This is a genomic window from Undibacterium sp. Ji83W (assembly GCF_049340385.1).
GTDB lineage: Bacteria > Pseudomonadota > Gammaproteobacteria > Burkholderiales > Burkholderiaceae_D > Undibacterium.
In genome coordinates, this window is the sequence record NZ_JBMPOZ010000002.1 from 79660 (window position 1) to 96336 (window position 16677).

Here is a 16677-nt window from a genome sequence, read left to right on the forward strand (position 1 = left end):
GCTACACCATAAAACCCCAAGTAGGAGACAACATGAAACAATTGGCACACTATGCCAGCCTCAAAGGGCGAACAGTGTTTATTACTGGCGGCGGCACTGGCATAGGCGAAGAACTGGTCAGTGCTTTTGCCCATCAGGGCGCAAAAGTAGCATTCGTGGATATCGCCAAGGATGCCAGCGAGGCATTGTGCAACAAACTGACTGCTGCCGGCTTGCCTGCTCCTTTATTCCGCTATTGTGATATCACTGATATCCCGGCACTGCAAAAAACCATGGCTGAACTGGCGGCAGAGATAAGCGATTTTGATGTACTGGTCAACAATGCAGCCAATGATCAGCGCCATCAGACTGAAGAAGTCAGTGTCGATTATTGGAACGAACGTATCGCCATTAACCAGCGCCCCATGTTTTTTACCTGTCAGTCTGTTTTGCCGGGCATGAAGAAAAAAGGTGGCGGCTCCATCATCAATGTCAGCTCCATTTCCTGGCACATCAAGGGTGCCGGTTATCCCGTTTACGCCACTGCCAAGGCGGCAGTCGTCGGCCTGACCCGTGGCCTGGCACGTGAATTTGGTGCGCATGGCATACGGGTGAATACCGTATCACCTGGTTGGGTGATGACGCAACGTCAGATTGATTTGTGGGTGGACGAAGCTGGCGAGCAGGAAATCAAACGTAATCAATGCCTGCCCAGCAAACTGATGCCTGCTCATATTGCCTCCATGGTGCTGTTCCTGGCGGCGGATGACGGTGCCATGTGTACCGCACAGGAATTTATCGTTGATGGCGGCTGGGTCTGATCTCTTGGGTTTGATCCCGTGAATTTGATCTCGGCAGCGGTCAGGCCGTATAGCGTATAGCAATACCTGTTGTCCCTGATGCATTGTGACCCGCCTGTGGAAAAACAGGCGGCTGGGTGAACTCATGCCTTATCTTCAGATGGGAATGAATATGATATTCAGATGTAGCCTCGCTGTGCTATTGAGCACATTGCTCAGTCTGCTGGCAGATGATTGCCTGGCGACGACGACCTTGTCCAGTCCGGATCAACACTTGCAATTGAAAGTGGAATTGTCTGCGCAACAGCAAATCGTCTATAGCGTCACGCGTGACAATCAGGCTGTGATTCTGTCATCTGCCTTGGGCTTGCAACTGGATGTTGCCGATTTTACCCAAGACTTGCGCATAGTGAAGGTCTCGCCAAAGAAACTGGTGCAAGACAGCTATGAAATGCAGGTGGGGAAACGTCGCTTCAATCACTATTCAGCACATGAACAGATATTGACGGTTGAAAATACCAGCCATCAAAAAATGGATGTGGTGTTCCGGGTGTCGAATGATGGCGTGGCTTTTCGCTATGTAGTCAGTGATCCTGCCATCAAATTCAAGAAATTTATCAAAGAGACGACATCATTTTCATTTGATGGCAAGTCTAAGGCGTGGCTGCAACCTATCGCCGTAGCACAAACCGGCTGGAGCAATACCAACCCGTCCTACGAAGAACATTATCTGATGAATATCCCGGTAGGAACTGCATCGCCATCCAAGGCGGGCTGGGTGTTTCCAGCCTTGTTCAATAGCGGGGATAACTGGGTAGTGCTGACCGAAGCGAATATGGATGGTAGCTGGCATGCCTCGCGTTTGCAGGCTATGTCACCCGGTGGCGTCTATCAGCTAGGCACACCCATGGCAGCGGAGGTCTTCACCGATGGGAAAAATGCAGGTCCATTGCTGGCAGAAACTCGCAATACCATGCGTTCACCCTGGCGCATTATAGGCATAGGTAGTTTGCCAGTCATCATGAATTCAAATCTGGGTTCTGATCTTGCAGCGCCAGCTATCAAGCTGGATAAGAACATCATTAAACCTGGCCACGCTTCCTGGAGTTGGGCATTGCTTAAAGATGATTCTACAATTTTTGAAGTACAGAAAAAATTCATTGATTATGCCGCTGACATGCATTGGGAATATACCCTCATCGATGCAGACTGGGATCAAAAGATAGGCTATGAAAAACTGCAGCAACTGGTCGAATATGGTGCAATGAAGAACGTAGGCGTGCTGGTCTGGTACAACTCTTCCGGTGCCTGGAACACGACTAAATACAGTCCCAAAGGCCAGTTGCTGACAGCCGCGCAGCGCAAACAGGAATTCAGCCGCTTGCGCCAGCTCGGCATCAAAGGGATCAAGGTTGATTTCTTTGCTGGCGATGGCCAGTCCATGATTGCCTACTATATTGCCATTTTGAAGGATGCGGCAGATGCCGGCCTGTTAGTGAATTTTCATGGAGCTACTCTGCCGCGCGGCTGGGCACGTACTTATCCCAACTTGATGAGCATGGAGGCCGTCAAAGGTCTCGAATTTACGACCTTCGGGCAAGCAGATCAGGACGCCGTTGCCACGCATGCAGCCATGTTGCCGTTTGCACGCAATTTGTTTGATCCCATGGATTTCACCCCCATGGTATTTGGCGATATCCCCAAGATTGAACGCAAGACGCGCAATGGCTTTGAGTTGGCGGAATCAGTGCTGTTTTTGTCTGGCATACAGCATTTCGCCGAAATACCTGAAGGCATGGCTACCGTACCAGCCTATGTCAAAAGTTTTTTACAGACTTTGCCAGTGTCCTGGGATGACAGCCGTTTTGTCGATGGTTACCCGGGCCAGTATGTAGTGATCGCCAGACGCGCTGGTAAAGCCTGGTATGTGGCTGGGATCAATGCTACTGACAGCGATAAGCAACTGAATCTTGATCTGTCATTTATTGATGGCCAGAAAGCGCAAATGATGACCGATGGTGATAGCAGCAGGGCATTTGTGCAACAGCCTGTGCGGGCGAGCAAAGAAACCAGAATCACGATCAAGCCACGCGGTGGCTTTGTCGCAGTTTTTGAATAAATTAGTATCAGTACTATCTTAAAAATGAGGAGACAAAAAAATGAAAACATTAAAAACCAGTTTTAAAGCAGGTGTATTTTCTGCAGTAGTTTTTGCTTTTGCGGCGATTGCCATTCCGGTTTCTGCTGGTAATCAAGTCAGCATCAGCATCGATGCAAAAAAACCAGGGCCGGTTATCAACAAGAATATTTATGGTCAATTCGCTGAGCATCTGGGCACAGGCGTTTATGAAGGCATGTGGGTAGGACCGGATTCACCTATTCCCAATACCAAGGGCTGGCGCAATGACGTCATCGGCGCGTTGAAAAAAATGCATGTGCCGCTGGTGCGCTGGCCAGGGGGCTGTTTTGCAGATGAATATCACTGGCGAGATGGCATAGGCGCGCGTGAGAGCCGTCCAGTCAAGATGAATACCAACTGGGGCAATGTGGAAGAGCGCAATGCCGTCGGTACACACGAATTTTTTGATCTGGTTGACCTGTTGGGGGCAGACGCCTATGTGAATGGCAATTTGGGCTCTGGTACACCACAGGAAATGGCAGAGTGGCTGGAGTATATGACGGGTGATGGCAAGTCCACGCTGGCAGAGTTACGCCGCAAAAATGGCCGCGACAAGCCATTTAATGTTGCATTCTTTGGCGTCGGCAATGAAGCCTGGGGTTGTGGTGGCAATATGAAGGTTGAACACTACACCAGTCTGTTCAATCAATATGCCAGTTTCTTGAAAGCTCCCAAGGCTTATATGCCGAAAATCATCGCCAGTGGCGGTCATGATGATGACACGACCTGGACAGATTATTTGACGAAGAACATCCATGAGCAATGGAATATGCGCTTTGATGGCGTCAGTTTCCATTATTACACCCTGCCTACTGGCGTATGGGAAAAGAAAGGCATGGCGCTTGGTTTTGGGGAAGATCAATGGATATCCACGCTAAAAAATACGCTGCGCATGGATAGCCTGATCAAGAACAATGTCGCCAAGATGGAAGTCAACGACCCGAAAAACAAGATTTCTTTCAATGTCGATGAATGGGGTACCTGGTATGACGTGGAGGTAGGCACTAATCCTGGATTTTTATATCAGCAAAACAGTTTGCGAGATGCCCTGGTTGCTGCGTTGAATTTCAATATCTTCCATGCCCACGCAGCTCGTGTTCGCATGACCAATATTGCCCAGATGGTTAATGTCTTGCAAGCCATGATACTGACTGATAAAGACAAGATGCTGCTAACACCAACTTATCATGCATTTGAAATGTATGTGCCATTCCAGAATGCGACTGCCTTGCCATTGACGATAGCCAATAATCCTGAATACAGTTTTGCTAAAACCAGTATCCCTGAAGTGAGTGCTTCAGCCGCTCGTGCTCTTGACGGGAAATTGTATTTGTCGCTGGTGAACACCAATCCCAACAAGAGCGTTGATGTAGACATTGATGTGGCTGGTGAAAAGCTGAAAACCGCCAAAGGCCGAGTACTGACCGCCAAGGCCATGGATGCGCACAATACCTTTGCTCAACCGCAATCAGTGCAGCCGGGCAGTTTCAATGCCAGTGCAAAAGCGGGCAAGTTGACATTGAGTATCCCGGCCAAGGCGGTAGTCGTGGTTGCGCTTGAATAATTGCTACATGTCGTTGTGCAATTGTCAAAATTATACAGGAGTAAAAATGGCGTCATCAAAATTAACGCAGGCGATGGCATTGACCGGCTTGTTGATGCTAGCTGCCTGTGGTGGAGGTAGTACCGGAGGTGGAGCAGTTGCGGTGGTCAGCACAAATACTACTACAACAGGTACTACCAATACAGGTGCGACGAATGGCGGTAGTGTAGCTCAGGCCGCCTTGAGTTTTAATAATGTATCTGTGCATGACCCGTCGATAGTGAAGACTGGAGGCACTTACTATATTTTTGGTTCACATCTGGCAGCGGCGAAATCTACCGATTTGATGAACTGGACCAAAGTAGCTGACGGTGTCAATGCGGGCAATCCTTTATTTGCTGATGTGACCAGGGTTTTATCTGATTTGTTTTCCTGGTCGCAGGTAGTCGATTTATGGGCACCCGATGTAGTCCAGCTTGATGACGGCAAATTTTATTTTTACTATAACTCCTGCAAAGGGGATTCTCCCCGTTCGGCCTTGGGTGTAGCGGTTGCGGACAAGATAGAGGGGCCGTACGTCAACAAGCAGATTTTCCTGAAATCCGGCATATGGGGACAGTTAAGCGAAGATGGCAAGACCATCTATGACGCGCTGGTGCATCCGAACGCAGTTGATCCCAATGTGTTTCGCGATAAGGATGGCAATCTGTGGATGATCTATGGTTCTTATTCTGGCGGGATTTTTATCCTTGCCATGGATAAAACCACGGGCTTGCCCAAAGCGAATCAGGGTTATGGTAAACACCTGATGGGTGGTAATCATAGCCGCATAGAAGGTGCTTACGTCATGTATGGCCCGCAATCGAAGTATTACTATATGTTCACTTCTTTTGGTGGGCTGGATGCAAATGGTGCCTACAATTTACGCGTTGCTCGTTCGCTGGCACCCGATGGCCCATATCTGGATGGCAGGGGAAATGATATGGACAAGGTTAAATCCAATCCTGCACTGCCTTTGTTTGATGATGCAAGCATTGCGCCATATGGACAAAAGCTGATGGGTAACCACCAGTTTGCACTGGCTGTGGGTGAGACTGGTACACCTCTGGGTTATGTGTCACCCGGTCATAATTCAGCTTATTATGAAGCCTCAACTAATCAATATTTTTTGATTTTCCATACCCGCTTTCCAAACACTGGCGAACTGCATGAGGTGCGTGTGCATGAGATGTTCATCAATGAAGATGGCTGGCCGGTAGTTGCCCCTTTCCGTTATGCGCCTTTAAGCAAAAGCGTGCCTGTGCAGACGGCAGAAGTCAGTAGCAAGGATGCTGAAGGCAGTTACAAGATGATTAATCATGGCAAGGATATTTCCATTAACTTAAAGCTGTCGCAAAATATCAAGCTCAATGGCGATGGTGGTATCTCCGGCGCGGTTGGCGGCAGCTGGAAACATCGTGGTAATAACAATATCCAGATTACTCTTGATGGCGGGGGCATATTCAGCGGTGTTTTGTCGCGCCAATGGAATACCAATGCCTCAGCCTTTGTCGTCAGTTTTACTGCACAATCGTCAGACGGGGTATCAATCTGGGGTGCACGTACAGGTAGTTAGAATTGTTTAAGGATGATCAGTATGAAATTTCTCTGCTTGTGGTTCATTGCTAGTGTTTTTAGCCTGTTGATGCAGTCAAAAATCATGGCCGCAGAAGTCAGTGTGCATGACCCGGCGATGGCGAAAGAAGGTGATACGTATTATTTGTTCAGTACCGGGCCTGGTATTACTTTCTATAGCTCCGCCAATATGAAAGACTGGCGCCTGGAAGGCAGGGTGTTCAATGGCGAACCGGCATGGGCACGTAAAGCTGCCCCCAGTTTCAATGACCATATCTGGGCACCGGACATACAGTTCCATAACGGGAAATATTATTTATATTATTCGGTATCGGGATTTGGCAAGCTGACCTCAGGTATTGGTGTCACGGTTAACAAGACACTCAATCCGCGTTCACCAGATTATCGCTGGGAAGACCAGGGCATGATATTGCAATCTGTCCCCGGGCGCGATTTGTGGAATGCCATTGATCCGAATATCGTCACTGACGACAAAGGGCAAGCCTGGATGTCCTTTGGTTCATTCTGGTCTGGCATCAAACTGGTAAAATTGAACGAAGCATGGACAGGCTTGGCCGAGCCACAAGAATGGCATGCGATTGCGCAGCGTGCCCGCCCGGCCTTTACGCCTGATGAATCAGGTGGGCCAGCAGAAATTGAAGCACCCTATATTTTCAAAAAGGGTGATTATTACTACCTGTTCGTCTCATGGGGACTGTGCTGCCAAAAAGAAAAAAGCACTTATCATCTGGTTGTCGGGCGCTCAAAAAATGTGACGGGGCCATATCTGGACAAAAGTGGCAAAGACATGCTGAAGGGTGGCGGCTCGCTGTTCTTGACTGGTAACAAGGACTGGAAAGCACTTGGGCACAATAGCACATATCATTTCGATGGCAAGGATTACCTGGTATTACATGCCTATGAAACAGCCGACAATTACCTGCAAAAACTGAAAATTCTCGATCTGCAATGGGATGCGGAACAATGGCCGGTCGTTGATGCCGCCCAGCTCAACACTTACCGCAGTGTGCAGTTGCCTGCTAAATAGTATGAGTAACCTGGAATTGCTTAAGCTGTTCATGCCGCAGGCATATAGAAAACCAGTCAGAATTTTTCTAGCCTTGGTATTGCTGTTTGGTGGGCAAGCAGCCACAGCCGTGCAATTGTTTCCTTTGGCTGATGTGAGGCTGACCGCGAGCCCTTTTTTAAAGGCGCAAACTACCAATTTGCAGTATTTGATGGCACTCGATCCGGATAAGCTGCTTGCCCCTTTCCGGCGCGAAGCTGGTTTGCCAGTGCCGGTTGCCAGCTATGGCAATTGGGAATCCAGCGGGCTGGATGGGCACATGGGCGGACACTATCTGTCAGCCCTGGCATTGATGTATGCTTCCACCGGCGATGTACAGGTATTGGCAAGGCTGAATTATTTTGTCGCAGAACTCAAGAAATGCCAACAGGCACACCACACCGGTTATCTGGGCGGGATCCCAGGTGGTGCCGGCGCATGGCAGGATATTGCCAATGGCAAACTCAAGGCAGATAATTTTTCTGTCAATGGCAAATGGGTTCCCTGGTATAACCTGCACAAAATTTATGCAGGGCTGCGAGACGCTTATCGCTATGGTGGTAATCAGGATGCGCGTGGGATGCTGATAGAGCTGGCAGACTGGGCTGCCCAACTTGCCGTGCATCTGGATCAGGACCAAATGCAAACCATGTTGCGCAGTGAGCATGGTGGCATGAATGAAGTATTCGCCGATGTGGCTGAAATGACAGGCGACAAGAAATACCTGGACTTGGCGATGCGTTTTTCACATCAGGCGATTTTGCAACCGCTATTGCACAAAGAAGACAAACTCAATGGCCTGCATGCAAATACCCAAATCCCCAAAGTCATAGGCTTCAAACGCATAGGTGACCTCAGTGGGCAGCAAGACTGGCAGCAGGCGGCTGCATTTTTCTGGCAAGTGGTGCATGACCATCGCACCGTGGCCATAGGCGGCAACAGCGTCAAGGAGCATTTTCATGACGATAAAAATTTCTCGCCCATGATCAATGAGGTGGAAGGGCCGGAAACCTGTAATACCTATAATATGCTGAAGTTGACTGAGCTATTGTTTTTGAGCGACCCCAAAGCTGCTTACAGCGACTATTACGAACGTGCGCTGTATAACCATATTTTGTCATCGCAGCATCCTGACACCGGTGGCCTGGTGTATTTCACGCCCATGCGCCCCAATCATTACCGCGTATATTCACAGGTGGACCAGGCGATGTGGTGTTGCGTGGGATCAGGCATAGAAAGTCATGCCAAGTACGGTGAATTCATTTACGCCCATGATGCCGACAGCCTGTACGTCAATCTGTTTATTCCTTCAACGCTGAACTGGCGTGAAAAGAAGGTGGAACTGACGCAAAGCACAGACTTCCCTGACCAGGGGCGTACCCGCATTTTTATCCAGTCTGGCCAGGAATTCACGATGAAAATTCGTTATCCTGCCTGGGTTGCCGCTGGCAAGCTGGAATTGCGCGTCAACTATCAGGTAGTCAAGGTCAAGGCCACACCGGGCAACTATATCGACATCAAGCGGAAATGGAAAAAAGGCGATCAGGTCGAGATTAACCTGCCTATGCGCACGACACTGGAGCGTATGCCAGACGCGAGCAACTATTATGCAATTTTGCATGGCCCGATCGTGCTGGCTGCGAAAATCAGTTTGTTTGCGAATGAAAAGCTGAATTTTTTTGCCGACGATACGCGCATGGGGCATATTGCCAAAGGCCCGGTATGCCCACTGGAGTCAGCACCTGTCATGGTGGATGATGCTGACAACTTCCTGCGCAAGATTAAACCTGTGAAAGGAAAAACCTTGCAATTCTCTGCCCCCATCGCGACGGACGGGCAAAACCTGCAGGATGTTACGCTGATTCCTTTCTTTCGCTTGCATGAAGCACGGTATACGATTTATTTCCCTCATGCGATGACAGAAAATCTGGCAAGCCGCAAATCAGACACGGCTGCTGCCGAAGCCGCCAGCCTGGCGCTGGACGCATTGACTATCGATCAGCTCGCACCAGGCGAGCAGCAGCCTGAATCCGATCATTTTTTTAAAGGAGAGGGTGCTGATGCTGGTATTCATCTGGGGCGACGCTGGCGTCATGCCAGTGGCTGGTTCAGTTATGAACTGAATGACAAAGATGGTCAGGCAGGTAGCTTGCGCTTCAGTTTCGCGAAAACCGATGTGGGACGAAAATTTGATATCTATATCAACGACACTTTGCTCAAGACACTGGTATTAACTGCCGACCATGCCGAAGATATCTATGATCTGGACATACCGCTTCCAGTCGACGTAGTGACAGAGGCTGCAGGTAAGCTGACATTGCGTTTTGCAGCAAAGCCTGGGTCGATTGCCGGTGGCTTATACGGCTTGCGCTTATTGCGAAAATAAAAATTTATCTTGTATGAGCATCCCGGTATAAAAATATTTCCCTGCTACGCCATGGCCATTCCAATAAAAAACAAAGTAGTCTTATATGGGATGCTTACCCACATTGATGTGGTAGCCCCATCAATGCACCTCAGTAATCTATCCGCAAGCCAGGCTTGCTGAGCTCAGGCAAGCTGGTATTGCGTCAGAAAGAAACCAAACCAATCACCACAAAGTACATGCGTGAGTGGAAAATCAGACTGCCAGGACTGGTTTTACGGTGCTGATCAATTATTTCAAAATAAATATCTAAATTGCCAGTATATTGAAGGTTTGGTGCCGCAATTGATACGGTGTAATCCTCGTAAAATCCGCTAAGTGAATGCGATCGCTTGCTATATAATTATTCGGCTTATGTTGGCGGTTTTACCCAGGAAATATAGGCATATTCACATTGCTGTGAAATCGGCATTGTAAGGAAGGTGGAAAAATGCCTAAGGAAAATACATTGACTTCGCACTCGCTTCGACGCAGACAATTACTTGGTGCCGGCTTGGCTTCTGCGTTACCTTTGGCTGCGCCGCATGCTTCTGCTGCCAACAAATCCATCGTAGTGGGGGGCTTGCCTGTCACCTGCAACCTGACCTTGCCTATTGCTTGCGTTGCTAACGCGACCAATAACAGTAATAGCGCCAAAGCAGGCGCTCCTTTGTTTGAGTTCGAATACAGCAAATACAGTGGCTGGCCAGAAATTAAAGAGTCCCTGATGACGGGGCGTATACAGGCTGCGTATATGCTGGCACCGTTGGTGATGGATCTGGTCGATAAAAAAATACCACTGAAGATTGTCTCTCTGGGGCATCGCTCCGGTGCAGTGATCATGGTACGTACCGACTCTGCACATAAACGGTTTTCTGATCTTAAAGGCAAGCGTATTGCCATTCCCAGCCGCTTCGCGGTCGATTTTTTATTTTTGCGCAAGATGCTGGCGCGTGATGGCATGACGGCCAAAGACATAGAGATTGTAGAGATGGCCCCGCCCGATATGCCAGCCGCCTTGTATGCCAAAGCGGTGGATGCGTATTGTACCGGCGAACCCTTCGGTGCTGCCGCACAAAGAGCAGGTTACGCCCGGCCACTGGCGATGACGCGCGACGAATGGCGTAACTATATTTGTTGCGTGCTGACAGTACGTGAAGAGCTGATTAAAGAGAATCGCCCGCTGGTGCAAGAACTGGTGAATTACGTACAGGCCGCCGGTACCTGGCTGGATACTGGCCCAGTCAGCCGCAACAAGGCAGTGGCGATTGCTGCCGGGCGCAAATTCTTCAATCAAGATCCGAACATCATCCGTTTCGTGATGGAAAACCCGGCTGACCGCGTGACATATGGCGACCTGCGCATGATCAAGGCAGAGTTCGATGATCTGATGAAACTCTCATTGGAAGCCAGTACCATCAAGCGTCCTATTGCTTACGAATCTTATGTCGATGAAAGTTTTGTCAAGAGTATCAAGCCCGTCGTTATTACGCTTTAAGCATGTGCGGGTTCAAAGCTTGATCAAGGCTTCATTAGGCTTTACCAACTCAAGTTTTGCATCATAAAGGATGATCAATTGAAAGCAGCATTTTTCACCGTCTTTTTTCTTTTGTTTTCCAGTTGTATTGATACGGCGAATGCCGCAGAAGATACCACTCTGAAAGGTGGAGCATTTGATCCGCCGCGCGTTGCACCCGATTTCTCTTTGCGCGGATCAGATAGCACGGAACTTAAGCTGAGTCGCTATCGTGGCAAACTGGTCGTTCTTGAATTTGGTTATACCTCATGTTTTGATGTATGCCCCACCTCATTGGCGATGCTGGCGCAGGTGCGCAAAAAACTTGGCGCGCTGGCAGCAGACGTGCAGATTGTGTACGTGACGGTTGATCCTGAACGCGATACTGTCGCTATCCTGAAACCCTACCTGGCTGCATTTGATCCCAGCTTTGTTGGCGCTACCGGCAACCCTGAACAGTTAGCACAGGTACGTAAGGATTATGGCATCAGCGCGAGCAAAAAAATGCTGCCAGGAAGTAAAACTGCTTACACCATGTCGCACTCATCATACTTGTATCTGATAGACAGACAAGGTAGCCTGCGCAGCATGATGCCATTTGGCAGTAGTGTCGATGACGTCGCGCACGATGTGCGTATTTTGTTGAATACGCAAAAGAAATAGCTGAGTGCCGATGATGAGATTTTTCCGCCGACGGCGTGTATGGCTCGCGCTGTTTTTTCTCATGATACTTTTGGGTGTCATGGGCTGGGGCGCATTTGCGACTATTCAATCAGCCACGCGTGATGAACTCTTCGCGATACCAAAGGGAACCTGGGCGCGTCGTATGGCAGGTGACAAGGTAGAAATATTACCCGCCAAAGTATATCTGACCTTAGGCGTGAACGATGTTCTCTTGCTGAAAAATCTGGATGATGTGCCACAAATTTTTGGTCCTGTGCTGATCATGCCGGGGCAAAGTTTTCGTCTGCCGTTTGCGCTGGCATCGGATTACCAGTTTGAATGCTCGGCGCACGCCAGTGGACAAATGAGCGTCATCGTTGCAGCGATGCCTGAGCAAGGTTGGGCGCGCCTGCAATGGCGTGTGCAATGGTATTGGAATAAGCTCAGTAGCATCATCCAATCAAAAAATCTGTCATGAAATTATAGTAAGAACTGAAAAGTCCAAATGGAAAAACTCAAGAAAATAGCGGCGCCACTAGCCCTGATCGCGAGTCTTATCGCGCTCTGGTGGGTGGTGGTTGTACAGACTGAAAGCGTGATCTTCCCTACACCTTTGCAGGTAGTGACTGGCACCTTGGAGCTGGCGGCAGACGGCATACTGTGGGAGCATATTGTTGCCTCCCTGTTGCGGGTGGGCGCAGGGTTTTTACTGGCGATCCTGGTCGCTCTGCCTTTGGGCTTGTGGATGGGGCGTGTAGAAGGCGCTTATCGTACTCTCAACCCCTTGTTTCAGATAATGCGTCCAATCTCGCCTATAGCCTGGATACCGCTGGCGATACTCTGGTTTGGTGTGGGTAATGTGTCACCGATTTTCCTGATCTTTCTTGCCTCGGTATTTCCCATGATAGTGCAGACCGCTTCTGGCGTGCACACCATAGAAAAACGCTATTTGCGCGCTGCTGAAAATTTTGGTGTCTCTCGCTCTACGTTATTCCGTCAAGTCATCATCCCTGCTGTGTTGCCAGAAATTATCGTTGGTATGCGCATTGGTCTGGGTGTTGCCTGGCTCGTGGTAGTGGCAGCAGAAATGATCGCTTTGCGTTCGGGTCTTGGCTACTTGATTATGGATTCGCGCAATGCAGGCAATCGCTACGATCTGGTGATCGCAGGCATGTTGATTATTGGTGTTATCGGCCTGGTGCTGGATGGCTTGATGCGCTTTCTGGAGAGTCTTAAATCAGTCAGGTGGCGCTATGGACGGTAAGATCGTCGTCAAGGATGTCAAGAAAAGTTTCACATCGGGCAAACTTAATTTGCCTGTAGTGGGTGGTGTCAGCTTGAACGTCACTGATGGCGAATTTGTCGCCATCGTCGGGCCTTCCGGTTGTGGTAAGTCGACGCTGATGAAAATTATTTCAGGTTTCGAAAAACCTGATTCTGGCAGTGTCAGCATAGATGGCGCAGAACGCCACGGCCCAAGCGCAAAAGGTATTGTTATTTCGCAGCATGGCTCGGTGTTCCCATGGATGACAGTGCAACAAAATCTGATGTTTGGCTTAAACGGAAATGACTTTGGTGATAAGGCAGCATTAGCCGATCACTATACCGCGATGGTTGGCTTGAAAGGTTTTGAAAAGAGTTATCCGCATGAACTTTCTGGTGGCATGCTCAAGCGTGTAGAGTTAGCGCGTGCCCTGGTGGTCAAACCAGAAATTCTGTACATGGATGAGCCATTTTCAGCGCTCGATGCTCTGATGAATCTGCGCATGCGTACCGAGTTATTACGCATCCTGACAGAAGAGCGCCATACGGTGTTACTGATCACGCATGATGTGGAAGAAGCCTTGTTCATGGCCGACAGGGTACTGGTGCTGTCCCCACGCCCGACCCTGATACAAGCGAGTTTCGATGTACCATTCCCGCATCCACGCAAGCTTTCGAACCCTGCCTTGCAGGAATTGAAAGAGAAAATTCTGGGTGAGTTGGGTGTGCTGTAAGGGGAATGTTGAATAAAACAGTCAAGACACCTGTATTTAATTTTAATGCGCTGCATACGATGGCTTCATGTCATTTTTAAAATGCCTTGAGTCATATATTTTATTATTGAGATATCAAAAATGGTATCGCAAGCTGAAAATAAGTCATTGGATGGCTATGCCTGTTTCTTTTACACTGTGCTAATAAAATAGCCCTGCTGAATGTGTCGTTTTGCATTCAAGAACAGGGCGCATAGCAGGGTACAACAAATACTCAGGAGACCAGCATGACATTCAGCCGTAGATCGTTCTTGGACAATGCAATCCAGCTTGCCATTATCACCATAGCGGGATTGGGTAGCACATCTGTCCTGGCAGCCAAACCTGTCGTCATGGGCTTTTCGCAAGTGGGTGCCGAGAGCGAATGGCGCACCGCCAATACCCTGTCCATCAAGGATGCTGCCAAAAAAGACGGCATTAACCTCAAATTTGCTGACGCTCAGCAAAAACAGGAAAATCAGGTCAAGGCGATACGCTCCTTCATCGCCCAAAAAGTGGATGTCATCGCGTTTTCACCAGTCGTGGAAACCGGCTGGGATACGGTCTTGCGTGAAGCCAAGGCTGCCAAAATACCGGTTATTTTGACTGACAGGGCTGTCAATGTTGCCGACACTTCCCTGTATATCACCTTTATCGGTTCAGATTTTGTTGAAGAGGGGCGTCGCGCCGGGCGTTGGCTGGTCGAGCGTGCCAAGAAAACGCCTGATCGCACATTGAACATCGTTGAACTTCAGGGCACAGTAGGTTCGGCACCGGCCATCGACCGTAAAAATGGCTTTGAACAAGTCATCGCAGGTAATCCCAAACTGAAAGTTATTCGTTCACAAACTGGTGACTTTACCCGTGCCAAGGGTAAGGAAGTCATGGAAGCTTTTCTCAAGGCGCAAGGTAAAAACATCAATGTTGTGTATGCGCACAATGATGATATGGCGATTGGTGCCATACAGGCGATAGAGGAAGCTGGCCTGAAGCCGGGTATCGACATAATCATCATTTCGATTGATGGTGTGAAAGGTGCGTTCGAAGCCATGATCGCTGGTAAGCTCAATGTCACGGTGGAATGCAGCCCTTTGCTGGGTCCGCAACTGATGCAGGTGGCGCGTGATGTGTTGGCGGGTAAGCCTGTGCCCAAGCGGATTACGACAGAAGAGGGTGTGTTCCCGGCTGAAGTTGCGGCTAAAGAATTTCCTAATCGCAAATACTGAAGTCTGCAGGCAGTTGCTGGAGATTTGCAGACAAGATAAATTTATCCATCTTCCAGCGTCGACTGCCAGCGGAACACTTTTGCCGCAAATTCAATCTAATAATGATTATGAGCGTATCCGATAACGGAGCATCTGCCACGCCTGTGCTGGAACTGTGTGGCATAGACAAGAGTTTTCCCGGCGTGAAAGCGCTGAGCCAGGCTGGCTTGCGCCTGTTCGCCGGTGAAGTGCATACCCTGATGGGGCAGAACGGTGCCGGAAAATCCAGTCTGATCAAAGTGCTTACTGGTGTATACGCGCCTGATGGCGGCAGCATTTTACTGGATGGCAAGGCGGTGCAGCCACAATCCACCTCAGACGCGCAAGACCTGGGTATCAGTACCGTCTATCAGGAAGTGAATTTGTGCACTAATCTGTCGGTCGCTGAAAATATTTTCATCGGTCGCTACCCAAAACGTTTTGGTCGCATAGACTGGCGCAGCATGCGCCAGCAGGCGGTTGGCATACTAACGCAATTGCAGATTGATATCGATGTGACTGCACCGCTGGCGCATTATTCCCTGGCGATACAGCAAATGGTGGCAATATCGCGGGCGATCAGTGTGTCGGCCAGGGTATTGATACTGGATGAGCCGACTTCCAGCCTCGATGAGGCCGAAGTGCAGTTGCTGTTCAGCGTGCTGAAACGTTTACGTGAACAGGGCATGGCCATCCTGTTTGTTACCCACTTCTTAGAGCAGGCCTATGCGATTTCTGATCGCATTACCGTACTGCGCAATGGCATGCTGGAAGGTGAATATCTATGTCAGGATCTGTCACGGCTGGCGCTGGTGAATAAAATGATAGGTGTACCAGACGAGGCTGAGCAATTGCAATCCAGTATGAATGATGCAAGTGCTGTCACATCTACAGGCAATGAAGTCGTCACTTTTCTGGAAGCGCATGGCTTGGGACGCAAGGGCGCTATCCTGCCCATGGATTTGAAGATTAATGCCGGTCAGATACTGGGTTTTTGTGGATTATTGGGTGCCGGTCGTACCGAAGCGGCGCGTCTGTTGTTTGGTGCCGACAAGGCTGATACTGGCCATATTCGTATAGGTGGCAGAGACCGGCATTTTTCGTCGCCCAGGGATGCCATTGCTGCCGGTATAGCTTTCTGTTCTGAAGATCGCAAACATGAAGGTGCGATATTGTCTTTGTCCGTGCGTGAAAACATGATGCTGGCCTTGCAGGCCAGGACCGGTATCTTGCGTGCCATGCCCATGAAAGAACAGCAGACGCTGGCGCTGGAATATGTGCAAAGCCTGGGCATTAAAACCGCCGATATCGATACCCCCATAGGCACGCTGTCTGGTGGCAACCAGCAAAAGGTATTGCTGGCGCGCTGGCTGTTGACATCGCCAGGTTTGCTGATACTGGATGAACCTACCCGTGGCATTGATGTGAAGGCCAAGCAGGAAATAATGGATTTCGTATCCACACTATGCCGCAAGGGACTGGCAGTCTTGTTCATCTCATCCGAGTTGCCAGAGGTCTTGCGCTGTAGCGATCGCATGCTGGTCCTGCGTGACCGCAAGATTTGCGGCGAATATGCAAAAGGCGAACTGGATGAAACATCCGTCCTGGAAGTTATAGCAGGGGGCGCGTGATGACCATGTCAGCAAAAGCAGAT

At 49.4% G+C, this 16677-nt stretch carries 13 protein-coding genes; all 13 read left to right on the forward strand.

Features of this window, described 5'->3' with window-relative positions; translation table 11 throughout:
* Positions 1-32: 32 nt before the first annotated feature.
* The 13 genes from ACO0LD_RS04570 to ACO0LD_RS04630 all read left to right on the forward strand — a co-directional run bounded on the left by ACO0LD_RS04570 (position 33) and on the right by ACO0LD_RS04630 (position 16654).
* Positions 33-800 (forward strand): SDR family NAD(P)-dependent oxidoreductase, encoded by a 768-nt coding sequence (locus ACO0LD_RS04570; protein ID WP_423004203.1) that lies wholly within the window; start codon positions 33-35, stop codon positions 798-800.
* 151 nt (positions 801-951) lie between these two features.
* Positions 952-2898 carry a glycoside hydrolase family 97 catalytic domain-containing protein gene (locus ACO0LD_RS04575; protein WP_423004205.1) on the forward strand — a complete coding sequence of 649 codons (1947 nt, stop codon included), beginning with the start codon at positions 952-954 and terminating at the stop codon, positions 2896-2898.
* 40 nt (positions 2899-2938) lie between these two features.
* Positions 2939-4522, forward strand: a complete 1584-nt coding sequence (locus tag ACO0LD_RS04580; protein ID WP_423004207.1) for an alpha-N-arabinofuranosidase — start codon at positions 2939-2941, stop codon at positions 4520-4522.
* Positions 4523-4568: 46 nt separating this feature from the next.
* On the forward strand, positions 4569-6116 hold the full coding sequence (locus ACO0LD_RS04585) for a glycoside hydrolase family 43 protein (RefSeq protein WP_423004209.1): 1548 nt from the start codon (positions 4569-4571) through the stop codon (positions 6114-6116).
* 21 nt (positions 6117-6137) lie between these two features.
* Positions 6138-7163 carry an arabinan endo-1,5-alpha-L-arabinosidase gene (locus ACO0LD_RS04590; protein ID WP_423004211.1) on the forward strand — a complete coding sequence of 342 codons (1026 nt, stop codon included), beginning with the start codon at positions 6138-6140 and terminating at the stop codon, positions 7161-7163.
* A 1-nt stretch (position 7164) separates the two neighbouring features.
* On the forward strand, positions 7165-9567 hold the full coding sequence (locus ACO0LD_RS04595; RefSeq protein ID WP_423004213.1) for a beta-L-arabinofuranosidase domain-containing protein: 2403 nt from the start codon (positions 7165-7167) through the stop codon (positions 9565-9567).
* 532 nt (positions 9568-10099) lie between these two features.
* Positions 10100-11083 carry an ABC transporter substrate-binding protein gene (locus tag ACO0LD_RS04600; RefSeq protein ID WP_423004215.1) on the forward strand — a complete coding sequence of 328 codons (984 nt, stop codon included), beginning with the start codon at positions 10100-10102 and terminating at the stop codon, positions 11081-11083.
* A 78-nt stretch (positions 11084-11161) separates the two neighbouring features.
* Positions 11162-11764 carry an SCO family protein gene (locus tag ACO0LD_RS04605; protein ID WP_423004217.1) on the forward strand — a complete coding sequence of 201 codons (603 nt, stop codon included), beginning with the start codon at positions 11162-11164 and terminating at the stop codon, positions 11762-11764.
* Positions 11765-11774: 10 nt separating this feature from the next.
* The gene (locus ACO0LD_RS04610; protein WP_423004219.1) at positions 11775-12242 is read left to right on the forward strand and encodes a hypothetical protein; all 468 of its coding nucleotides are present in this window, start codon (positions 11775-11777) and stop codon (positions 12240-12242) included.
* Between the two features lie 27 nt (positions 12243-12269).
* Complete coding sequence (locus ACO0LD_RS04615) at positions 12270-13028, forward strand: ABC transporter permease (protein ID WP_423004221.1); 759 nt, start codon at positions 12270-12272, stop codon at positions 13026-13028.
* Entirely contained in the window at positions 13018-13761 is a 744-nt protein-coding gene (locus ACO0LD_RS04620; protein ID WP_423004223.1) for an ABC transporter ATP-binding protein, read from the forward strand. The genes ACO0LD_RS04615 and ACO0LD_RS04620 overlap by 11 nt, the downstream gene beginning before the upstream one ends.
* Positions 13762-14027: 266 nt before the next feature.
* Positions 14028-15005, forward strand: a complete 978-nt coding sequence (locus ACO0LD_RS04625; protein ID WP_423004225.1) for an ABC transporter substrate-binding protein — start codon at positions 14028-14030, stop codon at positions 15003-15005.
* A gap of 101 nt (positions 15006-15106) precedes the next feature.
* The gene (locus ACO0LD_RS04630) at positions 15107-16654 is read left to right on the forward strand and encodes a sugar ABC transporter ATP-binding protein (RefSeq protein ID WP_423004227.1); all 1548 of its coding nucleotides are present in this window, start codon (positions 15107-15109) and stop codon (positions 16652-16654) included.
* Positions 16655-16677 lie beyond the last annotated feature (23 nt).

Excerpts from the sequence above, each read along its gene's own strand:
- ACO0LD_RS04570 (WP_423004203.1), top strand. The coding sequence starts at position 33 with ATGAAACAATTGGCACACTATGCCAGCCTCAAAGGGCGAACAGTGTTT.
- ACO0LD_RS04575 (WP_423004205.1), top strand. The coding sequence starts at position 952 with ATGATATTCAGATGTAGCCTCGCTGTGCTATTGAGCACATTGCTCAGT.
- ACO0LD_RS04580 (WP_423004207.1), top strand. The coding sequence starts at position 2,939 with ATGAAAACATTAAAAACCAGTTTTAAAGCAGGTGTATTTTCTGCAGTA.
- ACO0LD_RS04585 (WP_423004209.1), top strand. The coding sequence starts at position 4,569 with ATGGCGTCATCAAAATTAACGCAGGCGATGGCATTGACCGGCTTGTTG.
- ACO0LD_RS04590 (WP_423004211.1), top strand. The coding sequence starts at position 6,138 with ATGAAATTTCTCTGCTTGTGGTTCATTGCTAGTGTTTTTAGCCTGTTG.
- ACO0LD_RS04595 (WP_423004213.1), top strand. The coding sequence starts at position 7,165 with ATGAGTAACCTGGAATTGCTTAAGCTGTTCATGCCGCAGGCATATAGA.
- ACO0LD_RS04610 (WP_423004219.1), top strand. The coding sequence starts at position 11,775 with ATGATGAGATTTTTCCGCCGACGGCGTGTATGGCTCGCGCTGTTTTTT.
- ACO0LD_RS04615 (WP_423004221.1), top strand. The coding sequence starts at position 12,270 with ATGGAAAAACTCAAGAAAATAGCGGCGCCACTAGCCCTGATCGCGAGT.
- ACO0LD_RS04620 (WP_423004223.1), top strand. The coding sequence starts at position 13,018 with ATGGACGGTAAGATCGTCGTCAAGGATGTCAAGAAAAGTTTCACATCG.
- ACO0LD_RS04625 (WP_423004225.1), top strand. The coding sequence starts at position 14,028 with ATGACATTCAGCCGTAGATCGTTCTTGGACAATGCAATCCAGCTTGCC.
- ACO0LD_RS04630 (WP_423004227.1), top strand. The coding sequence starts at position 15,107 with ATGATTATGAGCGTATCCGATAACGGAGCATCTGCCACGCCTGTGCTG.